We start from the raw sequence: 22001 nt of genomic DNA, 5'->3' as shown, positions 1-22001 counted from the left end.
CTCAGAGCTCCGATCCGAGGCCGGGCAGGGGGGTGTCCGCGGCGGTGATGTGCGTGAGGTCCCGGTCGAAGAGGACCTCGTGCAGCCTGCGGGCGGTGACGTCGGTGTAGGACGCGATCTGGTCCACGACCACCCGGCGCCGCACGTCGTCGTCCGTGGCGCTCTGCCAGAGCTCGGCGAAGAGCGGGCTGAGGTACTGGGTGCCGGTGTTCCAGAGCCGCGAGTAGAGGTCGCGGATGATCTCCTCCTGGGCCTCGTACACCGGCTGCTGCGACGCGGAGGACATCACATAGGCGGCGGCCAGGCCCTTGAGCACGGCGATCTCGAGGTGGGTGTGATCGGGCACCTCCACCGTTCCCGCGTATCTGGACATGGCGTCCTGGCCGTGGGCGGCACGGGTGGCGGAGATCGCGGAGTGGGTGAAGCGGCCGATCAGCTGGCTGGTCATGTCCTTCAGCGCGGCGGCCGAGCGCATCGTTCCGTCGAAGGTCGGCATCCAGTAGGGCTCGGCCTCGAGCCGCGTGAGCGCCTCGTCGAGCGCATCGATGGATTCGCCGGGCATGTACCAGTCCTGGACCACGTACAGCGCCGCGGCTCGCTCCATCGGATCCTGCAGCCGCTTGAGGTCCAGGGTCAGGCCGGTAATGGCGTCCTCGATGTCGTGCACCGAGTAGGCGACGTCATCGGCGAGGTCCATCACCTGCGCCTCGAAGCACTGCCTGCCGGGGATCGCTCCCTCTCGGGCCCAGGTGTAGACGTCGAGGTCGTCGGCATAGGCGCCGAACTTCACCGAGGTCGGATCGGGGCCCTGGCCGCGCGTCCACGGGTACTTGATCGCCGCGTCGACGCTGGCCCGGGTGAGGTTCAGGCCGTAGGGACGGTCCTCCCCCACGACCTTCGGCTCGAGCCGGGTGAGCAGGCGGAGGGTCTGGGCATTGCCCTCGAAGCCTCCGAAGTCCGCGGCGAGCTCGTCGAGGACCTTCTCGCCGTTGTGCCCGAACGGCGGGTGTCCGAGGTCGTGGGACAGGCAGGCGGCATCGACGATGTCGGGGTCGCAGCCGAGCTCGGCACCGATGTCGCGGCCCACCTGGGCGACCTCGAGGGAGTGGGTGAGGCGGGTGCGCACGAAGTCGTTCGACCCTGCGCCGAGCACCTGGGTCTTGGCGCCGAGCCGGCGCAGCGCGGAGGAGTGCAGCACGCGCGCGCGGTCCCGCTGGAAGGGTGTACGAGCCTGCGACTTCGGGGGCTCGGGAACCCACCGTTCGAGGTCGGGCGCCGAATAGCCGGCCGGAGACGGGGTGGTCATGCGGTCATCCTCCCGAGGTGTCGAGCTCGGCCTCGTGGAGGCGGGCGGCGTGCTCGGTGCTGAGCTCACGGGAGGACAGCCAGCCATCGGGGACGTGGGCCTTCTTCGGCGTGCCGGCCCGGCCGCGCGGTCCCTCGACCGCAGCACCGGGATAGGGGCTCTCGAGGTCGAGCTCGGCGAGCTTGGCATCGAGGTCGGCGAGGGACTCCATGGTCGCCAGCCGGTGGCGCATCTCGCCGCCGACGGGGTATCCCTTGAAGTACCAGGCCACATGCTTGCGCAGATCACGCAGGGCCCGGCCTTCGTCCTCGAAGAACTCGATCAGCAGCTCGGCGTGGCGGCGCAGGATCTGCGCGACCTCGCCCAGGGAGGGCTGGATCCGGTCGGGCTTGCCGGCGAATCCGGCGGCGAGGTCGGCGAACAGCCAGGGGCGTCCCTGGCAGCCGCGGCCGACGACGACGCCGTCGCAGCCGGTCTGGTCCATCATCTCGAGCGCGTCCTCGGCGGACCAGATGTCACCGTTGCCGAGCACGGGGATGTCGGTGATCAGCTCCTTGAGCTCGGTGATCGCGCCCCAGCGGGCCTCGCCGGAATAGTGCTGGACGACGGTGCGGCCGTGCAGGGCGATCGCCGCCGCGCCGACCTCCTGGGCGATCAGCCCGGCGTCGCGGAAGGTCTGGTGCTCGTCGTCGATGCCGATGCGGGTCTTGACGGTGACGGGCACCTCAGGACCGGCGGCCTCGACCGCGGCGGTGACGATGCGGGTGAAGAGCTCCGTCTTCCAGGGCAGCACGCCGCCGCCGCCGCGGCGGGTGACCTTGGGGACCGGGCAGCCGAAGTTCAGGTCGATGTGGTCGGCGAGATCGCGCTCTCGGATCATCTCGACCGCGCGGCGCACCGTGGCGGGGTCCACGCCGTACAGCTGCACCGAGCGCGGGGTCTCCCGCTCCCCCATCGTCACCAGGCGCCAGGACTCCTTGTGCCCCTCCACGAGCGCGCGCGTGGTGACCATCTCGCCGACGAACAGACCGCCGTCGTCCTGGCTGTGCAGCGCGCCGAACTCACGGCACAGCAGGCGGAACGCCATATTGGTGATCCCTGCCATCGGCGCGAGCACGACAGGGGTGTCGATCGTGTGCGGGCCGATGGTGAGGGTGCGACGCGGACCCGTCACGGCGGCCGAGGTGGCGGGCGCGGCAGGGTCGCTCAGCAGGGGCGAGGTCTCAACGGTGGTCATCCCCTCGATTGTCCCATCTCACCCGGTCAGGCGGGAGTCATGACGGGGGTGATGTGCATCGACGCCCGATGGGGAGGAGACGTCCAGGAGCTTGGTCCCTGCGCGACCCCGCTCCGGTGCGAGACCATGGAGGCAGCGGCGCATCGCCCTTCTCCCTCCGCGCCGTCCCGGCCCTCGTCGCAGGAGGCGTGAGATGTCCACATCCGCATCATCAACCCACCGAGTGCCCCGCATGGGCTTCGTGACCCAGGTCGACCACACCGGGATCCGCACCACCGGCACTGCGGTGACCAGCACGGGGATCGACGAGGGCATCGAGCTGTTCCTCACCGCCGAGGAGCTCGGCTACGAGGTCGGCTATGTGCGGGTGCGCCACCTGCAGGACTCCCTGTCCTCGCCGCTGCTCTTCCTCGCCGCACTGGGCCAGCGCACCCGCCGAATCCAGCTCGGCACCGCGGTGATCCCGCTGCGCTTCGAGAACGCGGGAAGGCTGGCCGAAGACCTCGCCTCCGCCGATCTGCTCACCGGAGGCCGGCTCCGCCCCGGGGTCAGCTCCGGCTACTCGGCGAATGACGCGATGTACGCACGCGCCTTCGGGGCTCTCCGCGATGAGCGCGCCGATCATGTGGACCGGATCCTGCACGATCTGCTCTCGCTGCTCGACGGCGAGATCGTGGCCGGCGCCGACTCTCACATCGAGGGGATCGATCCCGGTGCACCGCTGCGGATGCAGCCCCGGGCCCCGTCCCTGCGCTCCCGGCTCGCCTATGGTGCGGCGGGTCCGCAGCGGGCGGCGATGGCGGGGCGGCTGGGACTCGAGCTGCAGCTGGCGACGATGGTTCCGGACGACGGATCCGGACGCTCCTTCGAGGAGCTGCAGCTGGAGGTGCTGACCGCCTATCGGGAGGCCTCGCAGGAGGCCGGCTTCGGGGAGGGCACGGTGATGGTCAGCCGCCAGATGGTGCCGGTGCGCAGCGACGCGGAGCTGGAGCGCTACGTCACCCTCCTCCCCCGGGAGCGCACCGCGGATCCGCGGATCGTCGGCGAGCACCACGGCCAGGAGATCGGCGGGCACGACGCAGTGTTCAGCGAAGTGGTGCTGGACGAACCGGCGGAGGTGGCCAGGAAGCTGTGGGAGGACCCGGTGGTGCAGACGGCCGACGAGCTCGCACTCGTGCTGCCCCCGAATGCACCGCTGGCCGATCAGCAGGCGCTGCTGAGGACCTTCGCCCGCATGGTGGTCCCGCAGCTGCAGCTGGTGCTGGGCCGCCGCGGCGCGGGACCCGATCAGCTCTGACCCCGGCCGGACTGCCTGACCTGCACGGGCCCGCGCCTGCGCCCCGGGATTCCGGAGCGCAGGCGACTCGTCGGCGGCTGTTCTCAGACGCCGAGCAGGCGCGTGGCGAGGTAGGCCTCGACCTGGTCCAGGGCCACCCGCTCCTGTGCCATCGTGTCGCGCTCGCGGATGGTGACGGACTGGTCCTCGGCGGTCTCGAAGTCCACCGTGATGCAGAACGGGGTGCCGATCTCGTCCTGACGGCGGTAGCGACGACCGATGGCCTGGGTGACGTCCATCTCGACATTCCAGTGCTTGCGCAGCTGGTCGGCGAGCTGCGTGGCCCGCGGGACCAGGTCCTCGCTCTTGGACAGCGGGAGCACCGCGACCTTGACCGGGGCCAGGCGCGGGTCGAGCTTGAGCACGGTGCGCTTGTCGACGCCGCCCTTGGCGTTGGGTGCCTCGTCCTCGCTGTAGGCGTCCACCAGGAAGGCCATCATGGCGCGGGTGAGGCCGAAGGAGGGCTCGATGACGTACGGCGTGTAGCGCTCGTTCGCCGCCTGATCGAAGTACTGCATCTTCGTGCCGGAGCCGTCGGTGTGGGCGCCGAGGTCGAAGTCGGTGCGGTTGGCGATGCCCATCAGCTCGCCCCACTCGCTGCCCTGGAAGCCGAAGCGGTACTCGAGATCGATGGTGCCGGCGCTGTAGTGGGCACGCTCATCCTCGGGCACGTCGAAGCGGCGCAGATTCTCTGAGTCGATGCCCAGATCGATGAACCAGTCCCAGCAGGCCTCGACCCAGTCCTTGAACTGCTGATCGGCCTCCGCCGGCGGGGTGAAGTACTCGATCTCCATCTGCTCGAACTCGCGGGTGCGGAAGATGAAGTTGCCGGGGGTGATCTCGTTGCGGAACGCCTTGCCGACCTGACCGATGCCGAAGGGCGGCTTCTGTCGGGTGGCCGTGACCACGTTGAGGAAGTTCACGAAGATTCCCTGCGCAGTCTCGGGGCGCAGGTAGAACAGGCCCGCCTCGTTGTCGACGGCGCCGAGGAAGGTCTTCACCAGGCCTGAGAACTGCTGCGGCTCGGTGAACTCGCCGCGGGTGCCGCAGTTGGGGCAGGCGATCTCCGCCATGCCGCCCTCCGGGGCGCGGCCCTTCTTCTCCTCGAAGGCCTCCAGGAGGTGGTCCTCACGGAACCGGTTGTGGCAGCTCTTGCACTCCACCAGCGGGTCGGTGAAGGTCTCGACGTGGCCGGAGGCCTCCCAGACCTGCCTGGGCAGGATGATCGAGGAGTCCAGACCCACCATGTCGCCGCGGGACTGGACGAAGGTGCGCCACCACTGCCGCTTGATGTTCTCCTTGAGCTCCACGCCCAGGGGTCCGTAGTCCCAGGCGGAGCGGGTTCCGCCGTAGATCTCACCGGCCGGGAACACGAAGCCGCGCTTCTTGGCGAGTGCGATGACGTTGTCCAGCGTGCTGGCGGGGGCCTTGGCCACGGGGATACTCCTGGTGACGGTGTGGGTCGGAACCGCCCCAGCATAGTCACCTCCCGCACTGTGACGGTCCCCACGCGAGGGGACCTGAGCGGCCGATCCACTTGCACACCGCCGGAACGGTGGTGAGAATGATTGTCATGTCGCTTCCGTCCCGCCCCACCCGGCGCTCCCTGTTCACCGCTGCCGGCCTCACCGTCGGCACCGCCCTCCTCGCGGCGTGCGGGGGCGAGAGCGGTGCGGCCGACGGGAAGCTGTCGGTGGTGACCTCGGCGTATCCCCTGGCATACCTGGTCTCCAGGATCGGCGGGGAGCACGTCGCGCTGGAGGACCTCTCCTCGCCGGGAGCTGACGCGCACGGCCTGGAGCTCTCGGTCAAGCAGGTCATGGCCATCGAGAAGGCCGACCTGGTGCTCCAGATCCCCGGCTTCCAGAATGCGGTGGACGACGCCATCGCCTCCCATGGCGAGGGCAACGTGCTCGACGTCTCCACCGCCATCAGCCTGCTGCCCGTCGGCGCCGAAGGCTCCCATGAGGAGCACGCCGAGGCGGACCACGAGGGCGAGACCGAGGAGGAGCACGCCGAGCACGCCTCCGATGGCGGCGGCTCCCACGACGGTCATGACCATGGCCCGAACGATCCCCACTTCTGGCACGACCCGCTGCGCATGGCCGATCTCGCAGACGCCATCGCCGCTCGCCTGGGTGAGCACTCCCCGGAGAGCACGCAGTCCTTCACCGACGCGGCAAGCACCCTCCGGACCGAGCTCGAGGAGCTCGACGCCGAGCTCGTGGAGTCCTTCGGTGCAGTGAGCGGCGAGAGGCCCTTCATCACCAGCCATGCCGCGTATGCCTACCTTGCCGAGCGCTATGCGCTGCACCAGATCGGCATCTCTGGTGTCGATCCCGAGACCGAGCCGTCCCCGCAGCGCCTGCTCGCGCTCGAGGGAGTCGTCGAGGACGAAGGCGTGAGCACGATCTTCTTCGAATCCTCCGCCTCCCCCAAGGTCGCCCAGACCCTCGCGAAGAACTTGGGCATCGAGAGCGCCGAGCTCGACAATCTCGAGACCCAGCAGTCGGAGGACGCGGATTATCCTCAGGTCATGCGAGACAACTGCACTGCCCTGGTCGCGAGCTGGACGTGAGCGGCGACATCACCTCTGCCGCCGGTCCCGTCGCCCGCCCCGCCGCCGGCCGGGCCATTGACGCAGTCAGCGACGCTTCTATCGACACCGTGCCCGTCGTCGAGGTCACTGCGGCCTCCGTCAGCCGAGGTGGGCAGCGCGTGCTCCACGACGTAGACCTCCGCATCGTCCCCGGTGAGCTGGTGGCCCTGCTGGGCGCCAACGGCTCCGGCAAGTCGACTCTCCTGCGCGCGGCGGTGGGGATCCTGCCGCTCGATTCCGGCAGCGCGCGGCTATTCGGAGAGCCGGTCCATCGCAGCCTCGCCCACGACCGTCTCGGCTACGTGCCGCAGGACTCCGCAGAGGCGGGGTCCATCCCCGCGACCGCTCAGGAGACTGTCGCCAGCGGCCTGCTGGGTGCTCGGTCGTGGTGGCCCAGCCGCCGTGACCCCCGGGTCCTGAAGGCCCTCGAGCAGGTCGGGATGTCGGATCTTGCCGCTCGTCCCATCACCCGGATGTCCGGCGGGCAGCGGCGTCGCGTGATGATCGCCCGCGCCCTGGTGCGCGACCCTGACCTGCTGGTGCTCGACGAGCCGTTCTCCGGGGTCGACCTGCCCACCCAGGACCTCATCTCCCAGCTCTTCCGCGAGCTGTCCGCCACCGGCACCTCGATCCTGGTGGTCCTTCACGAGACCGGTCCGCTGACCGGAGACATCCATCGCGCCGTCGTGCTCGACCACGGCCATGTGGTGCACGACGGACCCGTCGAGGACCGCCCGCGCCTCCATCCCGGGCACGGCCATCCCGAGGATGCCGCCCCGATCGATCAGTGCCTCGGCCAGGAGATGAACCCCCTGTGATCTCGCCCCTCGACATCCTCACCTCCGACCTGCTGCGCTACCCGCTGATCATCGCGGTGCTCATTGGGCTCACCGCCCCCGTGGTCGGCACCTACCTGGTCCAGAAGCGGCTGTCCCTGCTCGGCGACGGGCTCGGTCACGTCGCCCTCACCGGCGTGGCCGTCGGCTGGCTGGTGGGTGCCTGGCTCACCGCCTCCCCCGCGGACCTGCTGGCGATCCCCGGCGCCCTGGCGGCCTCGGTGATCGGCGCCGTGCTGATCGAATACGTCCGGGAGGTCAGCCACACCAGCCGCGACGTGGCGCTGGCGATCCTGTTCTACGGCGGCATCGCCGGTGGCGTGGTGATCATCCAGCTCGCCGGAGGCACCTCCCAGAACCTGATGGGCTATCTCTTCGGCTCCCTGTCCACCGTCACCGCACCGGACACCGTGATCGCGCTGGTGCTCGCGGTGCTGGTGCTGGCGATCGGGGTGGGGCTCTCCGGGCTGCTCGCCGCGGTCACGGCGGATGAGGAATTCGCGCGTGCCTCCGGACTGCCGGTGCGCGTGGTGAACGTGCTGATCGCGGTGATGGCCGCGCTGACCGTCACCCTCTCGATGCGGATCGTCGGCGCTCTGATGGTCTCCGCGCTGATGATCGTCCCCGTCGCCGCCGCCCAGCATCTGGTGGTCGGCTTCGCCCGGACCATGCGCACCGCGATGGTGATCGCCGTGCTCTGCTCTTTGGGCGGACTGCTGATCACCGTGTACGTGGATCTGCCGCCGGGCGGCGTGATCGTGCTGCTGACCATCGCCGCCTACATCCTCGGCCTGCTGTTCCGGGCGCTGCGGCCCGTACGGCCGATCTCTGCGCTCGGCGGTCCCGGCCCGGGGCGGGCTGATGCCCTGCCCCTCGCCGCACGTGCAACGCCCCACGACTGATAGAAGTCCTGGTCGCCGTGGAGGAGAATGTCGGTATGCAACGGAACACCCGCCAGCGGACCGCGATCCTCGAGACGCTCTCGCGGCAGGACGACTTCCGCAGCGCCCAGCAGATCCATGAGCAGATGAGGGCCGACGGGGAGACCGTGGGCCTGGCCACCGTGTACCGGAATCTCCAGGTCCTCTCCCGCTCCGGTCGGCTCGACGTGCTGGTGGCCGGCGACGGCGAATCGCTGTACCGCCAGTGCGAGGACACCGGGCACCACCATCACCTGGTGTGCCGGGAGTGCGGCCGCACCGTCGAGTTCCTGGCCCCGAAGCTCGAGAATGCGATGACCGCGATCGCCCACGAGCACGGCTTCACCGATGTGGACCACACGCTCGAGGTGTTCGGCCTCTGCGGGGACCATGCAGAGCAGGCCGCCGAGCCTGACGAGGACCTCGACGAGGACACAGACGAGGACGACGTCGACGACGGAGACGAAGCAGAGGACGCCGCACGATGATGGAGTGGGTCGGGAACCTGCCGCTGCTGCCTGCAGTGGCATTCCTGTACGTCGTGATCTGGTGCCGCGCCGGCGCCACCTATCTGCTGGGGCGCGGCGCCCGCAGAGCCGCAGACCGGGGGCGCATCGCCGCGTTCCTCAACTCTCCGAGCGTGCGGCGCGCCACCGAGCTGATCAACCGGTGGGGAGCGCCGGTGGTGGCGCTCAGCTTCCTCACGATCGGGTTCCAGACCGCCGCCAACGCGGCCGCCGGACTCACCGGCATGCCGGCCAAGCGGTATCTGCCCGCTCTCGCGATCGGAGGGCTCGCCTGGGCCGTCATCTACGCGACCGTGGGCCTGGTGGCGTTCATGGCCTGGTTCGAACTGTTCCTGCTCTCCCCCTGGGCCGCCGTCGCGGCGCTGGGGATCCTCGTGCTGCTGGTCTGGGTCCTGCTGCGGCATCGGCGTCGCACCGGCGGCGTGATGGCATCGGCCCCGGGCACCGCGGAGAGCGCAGAGGATGCCGGATCGGCGCTCGGCGCCTCTCAGCACGGCGCCACAGAGCACGGCGCCTCGGCGCACGCTCGCAGCACCGAGCGCGAAGACCATCCCGTCGAGGGCTGATCGGTCCGTCGAGTCAGTCCGTCGAGTCAGTCCGTCGGGGGCTGATCCGGAGCGTCGATCGCGCCCCCGTAGCGGCGGTCCCGCCGCGCGTAGTCAGTGATCGCCCGCCAGAGCACCCGACGGTCGACATCCGGCCACAGCTCGGGCACGAAGACCAGCTCGGCGTAGGCAGCCTGCCAGAGCAGGAAGTTCGAGGTGCGCTGCTCTCCGCTGGTGCGCAGGAACAGGTCGACGTCCGGCATATCGGGATCGTCCAGGTGGCGTGCGAAGCTCTTGGCCGTGATGCCCCTGGCGCTGAGGCGGCCGGCGCGGGCCTCCTCCGCGATCTCCCGGACCGCGTCGATGATCTCGGCCCGCCCGCCGTAGTTCACACACATGTAGAGCGTCATGCGGGTGTTCTCGCGGGTGAGCTGCTCGGCCTCGCGCAGCTCCTTGATCACGCTCCCCCACAGTCGCTGCTCGCGACCGATCCATACGATCCGCACCCCCCAGGAGTTCAGGGTGTCGCGCTGGCGGCGCAGCACGGAGCGGGAGAAGCCCATCAGGAAGCGCACCTCCTCCGGGGAGCGCTTCCAGTTCTCCGTGGAGAAGGCGTAGGCGCTCAGATGGGTCACGCCGATCTGCAGGGCCCCGGCGACCACGTCCAGCAGTGCGGCCTCCCCCGCCTCGTGCCCTGCGGTGCGGGGCAGGCCCTGCTGGTTCGCCCAGCGCCCGTTGCCATCCATGACCACCGCGACATGGGCGGGGATGGTGGGGGCGGGCAGCTGCGGGGGCCGTGCACCGCTGGGGTGCTCGAACGGCTCCTGGTACCCGTGACGGGCGGCACCGGGCATGAGGTCCTCCTGGATCGGTCGCAGGGCTGCGGGGATCGAGCGCGTGCTCAGCGCTCTACGTAGTGCAGGGAGCGCACGGAGCGTTCGAGGTGCCAGGTCACCGTGTCGGTGATAAGACGGCCCGCCTCCTGCATGACGGACTCCTCGCTCTGGAGCACATTCTCCCAGTCTCCGGCGAGCAGGAAGATCAGCTGCTCGATCGTGGACTGGCGCACCGCGATCGCTCCCGGTTTCCGGCAGGGTGTGCAGACCAGACCGCCGGCGCGGATGTCGTAGGCGTGGTGGGGTCCCTCCGCACCGCACGAGGCGCAGACCCTCAGCTCCGGCGCCCAGCCCGAGACGGCGAGGGTGCGCAGCAGGAAGGAGTCCAGCACCAGCGGCGGTGCGAGCCGGCCCTCGCCCATCGCCCGCAGGGCCCCGACCAGCATCAGGAAGCCCCGCTGGTGGGGATCGACCATCTCGTCGGTGAGCCGGTCCGTGGTCTCGAGCATCGCGCTGGCAGCGGTGAAGCGCCCGTAATCAGCGCTGATGCCCACGGCGAAGGCGTCGATCGTGACCACCTGGGTGACCGTGTGCAGGCTCTTGCCGGCGTGCAGCTGCACGTCGACCAGGTTGAACGGCTCCAGCCGGGCACCGAAGCGGCTGCCCGTGCGGCGCACGCCCTTGGCGACCGCCCGCACCTTGCCGTGGCGCCGGGTGAGCAGCGTGATGATGCGATCGGCCTCACCCAGGGGGTGGGTGCGCAGGACGATCGCATCGTCACGGTAGAGCTTCTGCTGCATGGTCCTTGGAGCCTACGACCACGGGGACTCCCGGCACCGCAGGCGGGCACGGTGTCGAGCGGGAGGTCGCTCACCCCGCTGGCTTCCGCGTCGCAGGCTCCCGCGCCGCTGATTCGCGCCCCACCGAGCGGTCAGGTGCATGTGTCCGCGCCCGGTCGCACGGCATGATGGGCACCATCGACCGCCGCACTGCCGCTTGCGCGGTGCACGACGAGGAAGGAGGCGCCATGGGGATCTTCTCGATGCTGCGCCATGACAAGTCGGCCAGGAGCACCGCGCGCGAGGCGATGAAGGAGGCCCGGCGCGGTGACCGGTCACCGCAGGATGGGGCCCTCGAGCGGGTGGTGACGCTGATCCGCGACGTGGGCCTGGACGGGAAGCTCGCCTATTCCTCGGCCGCGGACATCGCCCGTCACGCCCAGCGCGGGCGGGGGAAGCGCCGCCCGCAGGTCGCGGTGCGCCGTCTCGTGCGCCGCCATCGCTGGGGCGTGACCGCGGGCGGTTTCGTCACCGGTCTCGGCGGCTTCGTGACCCTCCCGATCCTGCTGCCCACGAACGTGGTCGAGTTCTACGTCCAGGCCACCCGCATGGTGGGGGCGATCGCGGCGGTGCGCGGCTATGACCTCGAGGATGAGGAGGTCCGGGTGCGGGTGCTCGCGGCGCTGCTCGGCGAGGAGTCCGGGGACGTGCTGAAGAACGTCGGCCTCGGGCCGATCGCCGGGGTCGCCACGCGCGGCCTCGCCAAGCGCCTGCCGACGACTCCGCAGTCGGAGCTCGCCGGTGCCATCGGCGGCCGCCTGCTGCGCCGCTTCGGGCTGCGCTCCGCACGCCTGTTCGGCAAGGCGATCCCGGGGCTGGGTGCCGTGCTCGGCGCGCTCGCCGACCGCTCGCAGCTGAACAAGATCGCGGCTGCCGCGAAGAAGAGCTTCCCGCCGGTGGCCTGATGCGGGTCTTCGTCGCCCTCCGTCCCTCCCCCACGGCGCTCGAGCATCTGGACTCGGCGCTCGAGGAGGTGCGGGCGGGCGCGGGCCGTGCGCTGCGCTGGGGTGATCCCTCCCAGTGGCATCTGACTCTCGCCTTCCGGGCAGATCTGCCCGGTGGGGCGCTCGAGGACACGACCCGGGAGCTCGGCCGGATCGCAGCTCGGCACCGGCCGATGCCGCTCCAGCTGAGCGGTGCGGGGATGTTCAGCGCCCGCACGCTGTGGATCGGCGTGGGCGGCGCGACGGAGGCCTTGGGCGCACTGCTGGGCGAGGAGCTGCTCGAGGGCGAGAGCCGCGAACGGCGCAGAGCTCACCTGACGGTCGCCCGGGTCTCGGCCCGCGCTCCTCGGCCGCGCCGCCGTCGCCGGGGCGAGGAACCGCCGCCGGATCCGACGCAGCTGCTGCTCGCAGAGACGGTCCGAGCGCTGTCGGTCTATCGCGGGCCGACCTGGGAGGTGACGGAGCTCGAGCTGCTCGAGTCGCAGCTGGGGCAGGGTCGGTCCGGAGGCCCCCGCCACGAGGTGCTGGCCACGCTGCCGCTGGGCTGACGTCACGTGCCCGCGGTCGACGCAGCTACTGCGAGGCGAGGAGAGCGCAAGGTCGTCATGGCCCCGCTCAACGCGGGACGGCGATGCTCACCTCCATGCGCGGCTGCACGAGCGAGACGTCGTCGCCGGGGGCGACCCAGCCCGTGGCGAGCGTCGGATCGAAGCTCGTCTCGCGCAGCATCAGCTCCGCCCCAGCAGGCACGGTCACGGTCATGCGCACGGCCTGACCGGCACGGACGCCATGGACCGTGACCCGCTCGAGCCCCTCCGCGGACTCCACCGCCACGCCGTCCACGGCGACGGCGGTGAGCAGACCGCCGCTCGCTTCGAGAGTGAGCGCGGACGCGTCCCTCGGGGCCTCGATCGAGATCTCCTGCGGCCCCTCGGCGGAGCCCTGCACGCTCACAGCCGGCACGGCGAGGTCAGAGGTCGCCGACGCCCCATCGAGTGCCCGCCCCCAGTCGGTGCTGCCCGAGACCTCCCAGGTGGTCTCTCCGGTGCCGCCATCGACATGCGCGACGAGGCGCTCCTGGGTCGGTTCCGGCGACGCCAGGGTCCACGCAGTTCCACCGATCGCGAGCCCGAGCGCGAGCACCGCAGGCAGCACCGGGAGCAGGAGTCGATGGGGCCGACGGGCCGGGCGGGCACCAGGCGCGGAGTGCGCACGGCCACGGTGGTCGGCGGCGCTGCCGGAAAGCCGGCCATCAGCCCGACCGGCGGGCAGGTCACCGGAACGACCGTGAAAGCTGCCGAGCAGCAGCGGGCCCGCGGCGCCGAGCCCGATCAGGGCGGTCCCGGCCAGTCCCCCGGCTGCCGAGGCGATGCCGAACTCGGCCAGCGCCGAGAGCTGGGTGCCCAGCATCCAGCCCGTCGGAAGCACGGCGAGCACACGCACCGCCAGGCCCGGCACCGGCGGCAGCAGCGCGGCGAGCAGAGTGCCGAGAGCAGCGATCGTGGCGGGCAGGATCATCGAGCTGCCGAGCGTGGGCGAGTAGACCCCGAGCACCGCCAGCAGCGTCGTGACCAAGAGCGCAGCTCCGAGCAGAACGGCGGCGCGCGAGATCAGCAGCCGGGCCACCACCCAGCCGGCCGTCACCACCGCGGCCGCGGCGAGCATCTCCGCGAGGAGGAAGAGCTCGGCCCGCACAGGTTCACCCATGCTCTGGGAGAGCATCTCGGGAGTCGCCGCAGCGGTGGCCGACCAGAGCTGGAACGCGGCGAGCACCCCGCCGACGAGAACCAGCAGCCCCACCACCGCCCCCACGACAGCACCGGGGAGCGTGACCTCCATGCGGCGGCGTCGCACGAGCATCGCGGCGAGCACGGCCAGCGGTGCCAGCAGGCCGAGCACCGTCATCACCAGCGGCGGCACCTGCACCACTCCCCAGGGCGCGGTGGTCTGCACCGGATGCTCGTCCGCACGGTCCTGGAGGGCGCCGAGATCCCGGTCGCCGAGATCTCGGGTCAGGGCCAGGGTCAGCTCGCCGTAGTGCTGGAGGGTGCCGTCATCCAGATGCGCGGCATCGTCCTGGGCGGAGTGATAGGCCCAGGCCTCGTCGATAATCGCCATGTCCATCCCCCACCAGCCGGCGTCCCGGTAGGAGCTGAAGTCGGTGTAGTTGGGGATGATCCCGAACAGGGCGTCGGTGAAGGATTCGAACTCGGGGCTCGGTGACGAGCCGATCACGGCGTGCATCGGCCCGCTCGCCCGGGTCACCAGCGGCCGGCCGGAGATGCCGCGCGCCTCATGGTTCAGCACCACCACCGGCGCGGTGAGCTCCTGGCCCGGGCCGGCCAGGTACGCATCGGATCCCAGCAGGCCCCGCTCCTCGCCATCGACCAGCAGGATCACCAGGTCATTGCGCAGGGTCTCCGGGCCCAGCGCCCGGGCCGTCCCGAGGATCACGGCGAGGCCCACCCCGGCGTCGGCCGCGCCGGGCGCGCCGGGGACCGAGTCGATGTGGGAGGCGAGCACCACGGTGCCGGTGGGGTCGGTGCCGGGCCGGGTGGCGACGAGATTGCGGACGTACCCCACCGAGGCCTCGCCGTCGAGGACGCGCGTGCCGATCCCCTCCTGGGTCTCGATCTCGAAGCCGAGTGCGCTCAGCTGCGCGGCGAGCTCCTCATGGGCGCTGTCGTTCTCGACCGAGCCCATCGGCCGCGGCACCGCGACCACAGGAGCGACGGAGGCCGCGGCGCGTTCGGCGCTGAAGACGTCCTCGGGCGCCGCAGCATCACGTGGCGCCGTCACACCGCGGAAGGCGAAGCCCGCGACCACCACGGCCAGCAGCACCAGCAGCAGCACCGCGGCATGCCAGCGAGGGGCAGACCCAGCAATGATGGCGTGATCCGGAGCAGTCGTCATGGGACGGTTCTACCCTGTCCCGGACCCCGCCGCTGCCCCCGGACGGAGGAGATGCACGATCGTGTCGCGCCGGGTTCAGGACGGGAACGTCTCCAGCCCCTCGAGGCCGGAGAGGGATCCAGCCGCCTCGAGCAGCGCTGCACGGAAGGCGAGCAGCGAGGGGTGCGCGGCCGCCCCCGCCCGGGCCGCGGTGTACAGGGAACGATGGGGATCCCCCGGCAGCCGCACCACCCGTGTGCCCCCGAGATGCTCGGAGGCGATGATCCCGGGGACGAAGGCCACCGCATGCCCCGTGCGCACGAGGTGCACCTGGAGCAGCGGGTCGGGGGTGGTGAAGCTGATGCGAGGCTCGAGCCCGGCCTGGCGCAGATACGTCCGCGCCCAGAGCCCGGTGCGGCTGCCCGAGGGGTCCAGCGCCCACGGTGCGTCGACCAGGTCCGCGAGGGTGCGGGCGTCGGCCCAGGAACCGGAGTCCGGAAGCACCAGCAGGAGCGGATCGCGCAGCAGCGCCTCTCGATCGGTGCCGCGCCGCACCACCCGCTGACCCCCGGGATAGTCCTCGCCGAGGATCACGTCGAAGCGATGCGCGAGCAGCCCCTCATAGGCCGACTCCACCTCCTGCTGCGCCATCTCCAGATGGAGGTCGGGGTGCTGCTGCGCGAGGACGCTCACAGCTGCCGGGGCGAGCGCGATCATCGGGGTCTGGAAGGACGCCACCCGCAGCAGTCCGCCGGCCTCTCCCTGGGCCCATGCGAGCTCGGCTTCCGCCGTCTCCAGCAATCCCAGCATCTCCTCCGCCCGGCGGGCCAGTCGCACCCCGGCGTCGGTGAGCACGACCCGTCGGCCGACCTGCTGGAAGAGGGTGGTCTTCGTCTCCCGTTCAAGGTGGGAGAGCTGCTGGGAGACGGCCGACGGGGACATCGAATGGGCTCCGGCGACCGCCGTCATCGTCTCCAGCCTGCGCAGTTCGTGCAGCAGGAACAGTCGGTGCAGGTTCAGCACGGACACTCCTCCGATCGTGAAGTTCCGCTTCACGGTACAGGTCGGAAACATTCGCTGGACCTGGCGGGACCACGGTGGGCACAGTGGAGGCGTGAGAACCTCGTCCGCTCCCGCTCCCGCTCCCGCTCCTGTCCCCCGGGCCACCGCCGCGCCGACCCCGTCGGCCCCCTCCCGCGGGGTGCCCCTGACGCCGGTGCTGTTCATCCTCGGCTCCTGCTTCTCGCTGCAGTTCGGGGCGGCGCTCGCGACTCAGCTGTTCCCCGCGATCGGCTCCTGGGGCACCACCGCGCTGCGCCTGGGCATCGCAGCGATCGTCCTGCTGGTGATCGTCCGCCCGAAGGTCCACCGCTTCACCCGCCAGCAGTGGATCGCGGTGATCATCTTCGGTGTGGTGATCGGTGCGATGAACGGCGCCTTCTACGCCTCGATCGAGCGGATCCCGCTGGGTACAGCGGTCGCGATCGAGTTCCTCGGACCGCTGACCGTCGCCGCGGTGCTCTCCACGCGCCGCACCGACCTGCTGTGGGTGCTGCTGGCCCTCGGCGGAGTGGGCCTGTTCGGCGTGGAGTCCTTCACCGGCGCGGCGTCCCTGGACCTCCTCGGCGTGCTCTTCGCCCTCGTCGCCGCCGTGTTCTGGGGCCTGTACGTGCTCTCCAGCGCGAAGGTGGGGCAGCTGGTCCCCGGGCAGGACGGCCTCGCCGTCGCGATGGCTGTCGGTGCCCTCGCCATCCTGCCGCTCGGCGCCGAGGGCGCTGTCACGGGTGTGATGGACCTGCGCCTGCTCGGCCTCGCAGCGGGCACCGCGCTGCTCGCCTCCGTGCTGCCGTACACCCTCGAGCTCGGGGCGCTGCGGCGCCTGCCCCGGCACGTCTTCGGGATCATGCTGAGCCTCGAGCCGGTGGTCGCGCTGCTCGCCGGCGTGCTGCTGATCGGTCAGGACGCGACGCCGCTGCGGATGACCGCCGCCGTGCTGGTGGTCGCCGCGAGCGCCGGAGTCACGCTCACCGCACGCAGCACCTCGCCGGATCAGCCGCAGCCCGCCGATGAGTCGCCCGGCTGGGATCTGCCCACGCCCACCCATGCGACGGTCACCGGCGAGATGCCGATGCTCACCGAGGAGGAGCTGCGGCAGTACGAGCCGCGGGATCTCCCCTGGTCCGACGCGGTCGACGAGTCGGGCCGGGAGGAGCCAGGCCCACGCAGCTGATCTGCCCGGTGATGCCCGCCAGGTCGTGAAGGGCGCCGGTCAGCTGGCACCTCTCACGGCATGGCGGGCCGCGGCGCGGTCGCGGACCGCACTCTCAGGCGCGGGCGCGGTGCGCCCGGTTCAGCGCCGAGGTGATCGCCTCGAGGGAGGCGCGGGTGATCGAGCCGTCGATGCCGACGCCCCAGAAGATCCGGTCGCCGATCTCGCACTCGATGTAGGAGGCGGCCAGCGAGTCGTCACCTTCAGTGAGTGCGTGCTCGGCATAGTCGAGGATGCGCACGTCGATCTTCCGCTCGGCGAGGGCCTTGACGAAGCCGTCCAGCGGGCCGTTGCCGATGCCGGTGACCTGGTGCTCCTCGCCGTCGACCACGAGCGTGGCGGTGATGCGGTCCGAGCCCTCGCCGGTGGACTCCTGGTGCACGTCGCGGAAGCCGTAGTGGCCCCACTGGCGCGACTCGTCGCGGGAGGGCAGGTACTCGTCGGTGAAGGCATCCCAGAGCTGCTCGGGGCTGACCTCGCCGCCGTCGGAGTCGGTGCGCTCCTGGACGATGCCGGAGAATTCGATCTGCAGACGGCGCGGCAGGTCCAGGCCGTGCTCGGTGCGCAGCAGATAGGCCATCCCGCCCTTGCCGGACTGCGAGTTCACGCGGATCACCGCTTCATAGGAGCGGCCCACGTCCATCGGGTCGATCGGCAGGTACGGGACCCGCCACACCAGATCATCGACATCCTTGCCGGCCTTCTCGGCGTCGACCTCCATGCGCTCCAGGCCCTTCTTGATGGCGTCCTGGTGGGAGCCGGAGAAGGCGGTGAACACGAGGTCGCCGCCGTAGGGGCTGCGCTCGGGCACCGGCATCTGGTTGCAGTGCTCGACGGTGCGGCGCACCTCGCCGAGGTCGGAGAAGTCGATCTGCGGATCGATGCCCTGGCTGAACAGGTTCAGGCCCAGGGTCACCAGGTCCACGTTGCCGGTGCGCTCACCATTGCCGAAGAGGCAGCCCTCGATGCGGTCCGCGCCGGCCAGGTAGCCGAGCTCTGCGGCGGCGACACCGGTGCCGCGGTCGTTGTGGGGGTGCAGGGAGAGCACGAGCGAGTCGCGGCGGTCCAGGTTCCGGTGCATCCACTCGATCGAGTCTGCGTAGACGTTCGGGGTGGCCATCTCCACCGTCGCCGGCAGGTTGACGATCATCTTGTCCTGGGGCGTGGGCTGGAAGACCTCGATCACGGCGTTACATACGCGCAGCGCGTACTCGAGCTCGGTGCCGGTGTAGGACTCCGGGGAGTACTGGTAGGTGACCTGGGTGTCCGGGATGGTCTCCTCGTACTTCTTGCACAGCAGCGCACCCTGCACGGCGATGTCGAGGACAGCGTCCTCGTCGGCGCGGAAGACCACGTCGCGCTGGACCACGGAGGTGGAGTTGTAAAGGTGAACCACCGCGCGCTTCGCCCCGGCGATCGCCTGGTAGGTGCGCTCGATGAGGTGCTCGCGGGACTGGGTGAGGACCTGGATCGAGACGTCCTCGGGGATGCGGTCCTCCTCGATGAGGCTGCGCACGAAGTCGAAGTCGGTCTTCGAGGCAGAGGGGAAGCCGACCTCGATCTCCTTGTAGCCCATCTGGACCAGCAGCTCGAACATCCGCAGCTTGCGCTCGGCGTTCATCGGGTCGATGAGGGCCTGGTTGCCGTCGCGCAGGTCCACCGCGCACCAGCGAGGCGCGCGCGAGATGCGACGGGCGGGCCAGGTGCGGTCCGGCAGCTCGACCTGGATCTGCTCATGGAAGGGCAGGTACTTGTGGGTCGGCATGCCCGACGGCTGCTGGGGTGCGTCGCCGGTGGGGCCGACGACGGGGGCCGACGGGTCGCCCTCTGCCGCGACGGGAGCGACGGTGCCGCGTGCGGCGGGGGTGGAGGTGATCGTGGAGTCAGTCATCTGGAGGTCCTTCTCGCTGGGGTACCGGTCGCCGGACAGCACGTCAGCCGCGGCGGGTTCCCGGCGGTTCAGGACCCGTCGCGGCGGCGAAGCAGAAGCAGCGATCCACGCATGAGCCTCACGTTAGCACCGTCTGACCGGCGGTTCGGGACCTCTCACCATGCGAACACCGGGCAGCGATGACGGTCCCGGTTCCAGCTGGCGTCAGAACCCGAGGCGGCCCAGCTGCTTGGGGTCGCGCTGCCACTCCTTGGCGACCTTGACCCGGAGGTCCAGGTGCACCTTGCGGCCGATCAGGTGGTTGATCTCGGCGCGGGCCTGGGAGCCGACCTCCTTCAGGCGGGAGCCACCCTTGCCGATGATGATCCCCTTCTGGCTGTCACGCTCGACGAACAGGGACGCTCGGACCACGAGACGTCCGGTGCCGGGTTCGACCGGGGTGAAGGCATCGCCGTCGGGATCCACCTCGACGACCTCTTCGATGACCACCGCGATCGAGTGCGGGAGCTCGTCGCGGACACCCTCGAGGGCGGCCTCGCGGATCAGCTCGGAGATGCGATCATCGCGGGACTCCTCGGTGAGCTGGTCATCCGGGTAGAGCTGCGGCCCCTCGGGGAGCTGGCGGGTGATCACCTCGAGCAGCACGTCGATCTGGTCTCCCTTGACGGCGGAGATCGGCACGATCTCGTCGAAATCCATCATCTGGTCCACGGCCATGAGGTGCTCGGCCAGACGGTCCCGGGTCACCAGGTCCGTCTTGGTGACGACGGCGACGACCCGCGGGCCGCGCCGACCAGTGCGGAGCTCGACCAGATCCTCGCAGATGAAGCGGTCACCAGGGCCGATCTTCTGATCTGCGGGCAGGCAGAAGCCCACCACATCCACCTCGCTGAGGGTCTCACGGACCAGGTCGTTCAGCCGCTCGCCCAGCAGGGTGCGAGGGCGGTGCACACCGGGGGTGTCCACCAGGATGATCTGGGCGTCGTCGCGGGTGACGATGCCGCGGATCGCGCGGCGGGTCGTCTGCGGCTTGCTCGAGGTGATCGCGACCTTCTCGCCCACCAGCGCATTGGTCAGCGTGGACTTCCCGACGTTGGGCCGGCCCACCAGGGCGACGAAACCGGAGCGGTGCACGGGCTCCGCGACGGAATCCTCGGTGGTGTCGGGGTTGGGGTCCTGGTCAGCGGTCATAGTCGTCCTCCTGGTCGGTGTCTTCGTGGTCCTCGTCCTGCGGAGCTCTGCGCACCAGCACGGTGGAGAGCCGCTTGCGGCGGCCCGCGGTTCTCTCCCCCTCCAGCTCGAGCCCGAGCGCGATGGCGTGGGAGCCGGGGATCGGCACCCGCCCGGTCACCTTGGCCAGCAGGCCGCCCACGCTGTCGATGTCATCGTCGTCGAGCTCGAGGTCGAACAGGTCCCCGACCTCCGAGAGCCCGGCCCGGGCGGGGACCCGGTAGCGGCCCTCGCCGAGATCCTGGATCTCCGGCTCCGCCCGGTCGTGCTCGTCGGCGATCTCGCCCACGATCTCCTCGAGGATGTCCTCGATGGTCACGATGCCTGCCACTCCCCCGTACTCGTCGACCAGCACGGTGATGTGCACATGGCTGGTCTGCATCTGCGCCAGCACCTCGTCGGCCGCGACGAACTCTGGTGCGAAGCGTGCCGCGCGCATGACCTCGTGCACCGGCCGCTCGGGGCGTGCGTCCCAGGGCGAATGGATCGCCCGCATCACGTCCTTGACGTACAGCATCCCGCGCAGATCGTCGACGTTGTCACCGATCACCGGGATTCGGGAGTACCCGGAGCGGACGAACAGACGCATCGCCGTCTCGGCGCTCGAGTCCGCGCTGAGCGTGACCATGTCGGGCCGCGGCACCATCAGCTCGCGCACCATGGTCTCGCGCAGGTCGAAGACGCCCTGGATCATGTCCCGCTCGCCGTCGCGCACGTGCTCGTCCTCGAGCGCACGATCGACGTTCTTGCGCGCCTTCTCGACGCCGTCCTCGGGCGTCTCCGCTCCGCCCGAACGGGCCGCGAGTGAGGCGCCGACGCTCGTCAGCGCCCCGGCGGGGACCCATAGCAGCCCCCGCACCAGGGTGACCAGCCAGCGGTTGGAGATCAGCACGGACTCAGGGCGGCTGCGACCGATGGTCCGCGGTGAGATCGCGAGCACGATCAGCACCAGCAGTCCGGCGACGACCACGGTCGCGATCCCGGGCAGCAACAGGCCCGGGTGGCCCAGGTGGTCGCGGACGGCCACGGTCACCCCGGCCACGGAGGCGACCATCACCGTCTCGGCGAGCATCCGGCCCAGCGACACCGAGGCCAGGGTACGAGCGGCGTCCTCCCGGTGGGCGAGCACCCGCGCACGCACGGACTCGGGACGGGAGGACAGCGCCTTCTCCAGCACGCCGCGGGAGACGGACAGCTGGGCCGCATCGACCGCCGTGAGCATGGCGGCCACCACCCCGGAGGCGACGATCAGCGGGATCAGGACGAACAGGGCGAGGGTCAGCATAGGACGGACCCGGGCCTAGGTTTCGGCAGAGTCATGGGCCGGGCGGTCAGCGCGCGGGCCGTGAGGCGAGGAAGGTGAGCAGGAGCTTGCGCTGGAGGTCGAACATCACGGTGCGCTCATCCTCCTCCATGTGGTCGTAGCCCAGCAGGTGCAGGATCGAGTGCACGGTCAGCAGCAGCATCTCCTCGACAGCGCTGTGGCCGGCCTCGGCAGCCTGCTTGGTGGCGACCGACGGGCATAGCACCACGTCTCCCAGCAGCCCCTCGGGCGCCGGGTGCTCGGGGCTGCCGGGGATGAGCTCGTCCATCGGGAAGCTCATCACGTCGGTGGGGCCGGGCAGATCCAGCCACTGCACGTGGAGCTTCTCCATCGCGTCCTCGTCGACGAACAGGATCGACATCTCGGTGGCCGGATGCAGGTGCATCGCCTCGAACACGAAGCGGGAGAGGTCGACGAACTCGCGCTCATCCACGACCGCCGTGGTCTCGTTGCGGATCTCGATGGTCATG

Annotated in this window: 20 protein-coding genes; 9 read left to right on the top strand and 11 right to left on the bottom strand. The window is 70.5% G+C overall.

Annotated features, from left to right (window positions below; all coding sequences use genetic code 11):
• Position 1: 1 nt before the first annotated feature.
• Together ACT3SQ_RS12730 and dusB are read right to left on the bottom strand one after the other, a co-directional pair.
• Positions 2-1306, bottom strand: a complete 1305-nt coding sequence (locus ACT3SQ_RS12730) for a deoxyguanosinetriphosphate triphosphohydrolase (RefSeq protein ID WP_441442945.1) — start codon at positions 1304-1306, stop codon at positions 2-4.
• 4 nt (positions 1307-1310) lie between these two features.
• Positions 1311-2543, bottom strand: coding sequence for a tRNA dihydrouridine synthase DusB (dusB, locus tag ACT3SQ_RS12725; RefSeq protein WP_444601179.1), 1233 nt, complete (start codon positions 2541-2543; stop codon positions 1311-1313).
• Positions 2544-2736: 193 nt separating this feature from the next.
• Between dusB and ACT3SQ_RS12720 the strand changes: the two genes are divergently transcribed.
• Positions 2737-3840: an LLM class flavin-dependent oxidoreductase gene (locus tag ACT3SQ_RS12720; protein WP_441442943.1), complete on the top strand. Its 1104-nt coding sequence runs from the start codon at positions 2737-2739 to the stop codon at positions 3838-3840.
• 83 nt (positions 3841-3923) lie between these two features.
• Here the strand turns inward: ACT3SQ_RS12720 and ACT3SQ_RS12715 are convergent, their stop codons facing one another.
• Positions 3924-5315, bottom strand: coding sequence for a glycine--tRNA ligase (locus tag ACT3SQ_RS12715; protein ID WP_441442942.1), 1392 nt, complete (start codon positions 5313-5315; stop codon positions 3924-3926).
• Positions 5316-5452: 137 nt separating this feature from the next.
• Between ACT3SQ_RS12715 and ACT3SQ_RS12710 the strand changes: the two genes are divergently transcribed.
• From ACT3SQ_RS12710 to ACT3SQ_RS12690, 5 genes are read left to right on the top strand one after another with little or no spacing between them, the layout of a single operon-like run.
• Positions 5453-6457, top strand: coding sequence for a metal ABC transporter substrate-binding protein (locus tag ACT3SQ_RS12710; protein ID WP_441442941.1), 1005 nt, complete (start codon positions 5453-5455; stop codon positions 6455-6457).
• Positions 6454-7296 carry a metal ABC transporter ATP-binding protein gene (locus ACT3SQ_RS12705; RefSeq protein WP_441442940.1) on the top strand — a complete coding sequence of 281 codons (843 nt, stop codon included), beginning with the start codon at positions 6454-6456 and terminating at the stop codon, positions 7294-7296. Before ACT3SQ_RS12710 ends, ACT3SQ_RS12705 begins: the two co-directional genes overlap by 4 nt.
• Entirely contained in the window at positions 7293-8216 is a 924-nt protein-coding gene (locus ACT3SQ_RS12700) for a metal ABC transporter permease (protein WP_441442939.1), read from the top strand. Before ACT3SQ_RS12705 ends, ACT3SQ_RS12700 begins: the two co-directional genes overlap by 4 nt.
• Positions 8217-8251: 35 nt before the next feature.
• On the top strand, positions 8252-8722 hold the full coding sequence (locus ACT3SQ_RS12695; protein ID WP_441442938.1) for a Fur family transcriptional regulator: 471 nt from the start codon (positions 8252-8254) through the stop codon (positions 8720-8722).
• Positions 8719-9327 carry a DedA family protein gene (locus tag ACT3SQ_RS12690; protein ID WP_442331696.1) on the top strand — a complete coding sequence of 203 codons (609 nt, stop codon included), beginning with the start codon at positions 8719-8721 and terminating at the stop codon, positions 9325-9327. Before ACT3SQ_RS12695 ends, ACT3SQ_RS12690 begins: the two co-directional genes overlap by 4 nt.
• A gap of 26 nt (positions 9328-9353) precedes the next feature.
• Here ACT3SQ_RS12690 and ACT3SQ_RS12685 read toward each other — a convergent pair whose 3' ends face one another.
• Both ACT3SQ_RS12685 and recO read right to left on the bottom strand, forming a co-directional pair.
• A complete protein-coding gene (locus ACT3SQ_RS12685) occupies positions 9354-10160 on the bottom strand; it encodes an isoprenyl transferase (protein WP_441442936.1) in 807 nt (268 codons plus the stop codon).
• A gap of 47 nt (positions 10161-10207) precedes the next feature.
• Entirely contained in the window at positions 10208-10942 is a 735-nt protein-coding gene (gene recO, locus ACT3SQ_RS12680; RefSeq protein WP_441442935.1) for a DNA repair protein RecO, read from the bottom strand.
• Positions 10943-11169: 227 nt separating this feature from the next.
• Between recO and ACT3SQ_RS12675 the strand changes: the two genes are divergently transcribed.
• Together ACT3SQ_RS12675 and thpR are read left to right on the top strand one after the other, a co-directional pair.
• The gene (locus tag ACT3SQ_RS12675; protein ID WP_441442934.1) at positions 11170-11886 is read left to right on the top strand and encodes an EcsC family protein; all 717 of its coding nucleotides are present in this window, start codon (positions 11170-11172) and stop codon (positions 11884-11886) included.
• The gene (gene thpR / locus ACT3SQ_RS12670; RefSeq protein WP_441442933.1) at positions 11886-12473 is read left to right on the top strand and encodes an RNA 2',3'-cyclic phosphodiesterase; all 588 of its coding nucleotides are present in this window, start codon (positions 11886-11888) and stop codon (positions 12471-12473) included. The genes ACT3SQ_RS12675 and thpR overlap by 1 nt, the downstream gene beginning before the upstream one ends.
• Before the next feature lie 67 nt (positions 12474-12540).
• On the opposite strand, the gene ACT3SQ_RS12665 is transcribed toward thpR, so the two are convergent.
• Positions 12541-14838 carry a M28 family peptidase gene (locus tag ACT3SQ_RS12665; RefSeq protein ID WP_444601178.1) on the bottom strand — a complete coding sequence of 766 codons (2298 nt, stop codon included), beginning with the start codon at positions 14836-14838 and terminating at the stop codon, positions 12541-12543.
• Between the two features lie 75 nt (positions 14839-14913).
• Positions 14914-15840, bottom strand: a complete 927-nt coding sequence (locus ACT3SQ_RS12660; RefSeq protein WP_299304017.1) for a LysR family transcriptional regulator — start codon at positions 15838-15840, stop codon at positions 14914-14916.
• A gap of 91 nt (positions 15841-15931) precedes the next feature.
• On the opposite strand from ACT3SQ_RS12660, the gene ACT3SQ_RS12655 reads away from it, so the two are divergent.
• On the top strand, positions 15932-17047 hold the full coding sequence (locus ACT3SQ_RS12655) for an EamA family transporter (protein WP_441442931.1): 1116 nt from the start codon (positions 15932-15934) through the stop codon (positions 17045-17047).
• Between the two features lie 94 nt (positions 17048-17141).
• Here ACT3SQ_RS12655 and leuA read toward each other — a convergent pair whose 3' ends face one another.
• The 4 genes from leuA to ybeY form a co-directional block, all read right to left on the bottom strand.
• The gene (leuA, locus tag ACT3SQ_RS12650) at positions 17142-18851 is read right to left on the bottom strand and encodes a 2-isopropylmalate synthase (protein WP_441443054.1); all 1710 of its coding nucleotides are present in this window, start codon (positions 18849-18851) and stop codon (positions 17142-17144) included.
• 330 nt (positions 18852-19181) lie between these two features.
• Positions 19182-20168 carry a GTPase Era gene (era, locus tag ACT3SQ_RS12645; RefSeq protein ID WP_441442930.1) on the bottom strand — a complete coding sequence of 329 codons (987 nt, stop codon included), beginning with the start codon at positions 20166-20168 and terminating at the stop codon, positions 19182-19184.
• A complete protein-coding gene (locus ACT3SQ_RS12640; RefSeq protein ID WP_444601177.1) occupies positions 20158-21492 on the bottom strand; it encodes a hemolysin family protein in 1335 nt (444 codons plus the stop codon). The genes era and ACT3SQ_RS12640 overlap by 11 nt, the downstream gene beginning before the upstream one ends.
• 46 nt (positions 21493-21538) lie before the next feature.
• Positions 21539-22000, bottom strand: coding sequence for an rRNA maturation RNase YbeY (gene ybeY / locus ACT3SQ_RS12635; protein ID WP_441442928.1), 462 nt, complete (start codon positions 21998-22000; stop codon positions 21539-21541).
• Position 22001: the final 1 nt, after the last annotated feature.

The organism is Brachybacterium sp. AOP42-C2-15 (genome assembly GCF_052377065.1).
Lineage (GTDB): Bacteria > Actinomycetota > Actinomycetes > Actinomycetales > Dermabacteraceae > Brachybacterium.
The sequence above is the reverse complement of the archived record's forward strand: the minus strand, read 5'-3'. Positions and strand labels throughout refer to the sequence as shown.

Coding starts and splice junctions, on each gene's coding strand:
- ACT3SQ_RS12730 (WP_441442945.1), bottom strand. CDS start 1,306: ATGACCACCCCGTCTCCGGCCGGCTATTCGGCGCCCGACCTCGAACGG.
- dusB (WP_444601179.1), bottom strand. CDS start 2,543: ATGACCACCGTTGAGACCTCGCCCCTGCTGAGCGACCCTGCCGCGCCC.
- ACT3SQ_RS12720 (WP_441442943.1), top strand. CDS start 2,737: ATGTCCACATCCGCATCATCAACCCACCGAGTGCCCCGCATGGGCTTC.
- ACT3SQ_RS12710 (WP_441442941.1), top strand. CDS start 5,453: ATGTCGCTTCCGTCCCGCCCCACCCGGCGCTCCCTGTTCACCGCTGCC.
- ACT3SQ_RS12695 (WP_441442938.1), top strand. CDS start 8,252: ATGCAACGGAACACCCGCCAGCGGACCGCGATCCTCGAGACGCTCTCG.
- ACT3SQ_RS12690 (WP_442331696.1), top strand. CDS start 8,719: ATGATGGAGTGGGTCGGGAACCTGCCGCTGCTGCCTGCAGTGGCATTC.
- ACT3SQ_RS12685 (WP_441442936.1), bottom strand. CDS start 10,160: ATGCCCGGTGCCGCCCGTCACGGGTACCAGGAGCCGTTCGAGCACCCC.
- recO (WP_441442935.1), bottom strand. CDS start 10,942: ATGCAGCAGAAGCTCTACCGTGACGATGCGATCGTCCTGCGCACCCAC.
- ACT3SQ_RS12675 (WP_441442934.1), top strand. CDS start 11,170: ATGGGGATCTTCTCGATGCTGCGCCATGACAAGTCGGCCAGGAGCACC.
- thpR (WP_441442933.1), top strand. CDS start 11,886: ATGCGGGTCTTCGTCGCCCTCCGTCCCTCCCCCACGGCGCTCGAGCAT.
- ACT3SQ_RS12665 (WP_444601178.1), bottom strand. CDS start 14,838: ATGACGACTGCTCCGGATCACGCCATCATTGCTGGGTCTGCCCCTCGC.
- leuA (WP_441443054.1), bottom strand. CDS start 18,851: ATGCCGACCCACAAGTACCTGCCCTTCCATGAGCAGATCCAGGTCGAG.
- era (WP_441442930.1), bottom strand. CDS start 20,168: ATGACCGCTGACCAGGACCCCAACCCCGACACCACCGAGGATTCCGTC.
- ACT3SQ_RS12640 (WP_444601177.1), bottom strand. CDS start 21,492: ATGCTGACCCTCGCCCTGTTCGTCCTGATCCCGCTGATCGTCGCCTCC.
- ybeY (WP_441442928.1), bottom strand. CDS start 22,000: ATGACCATCGAGATCCGCAACGAGACCACGGCGGTCGTGGATGAGCGC.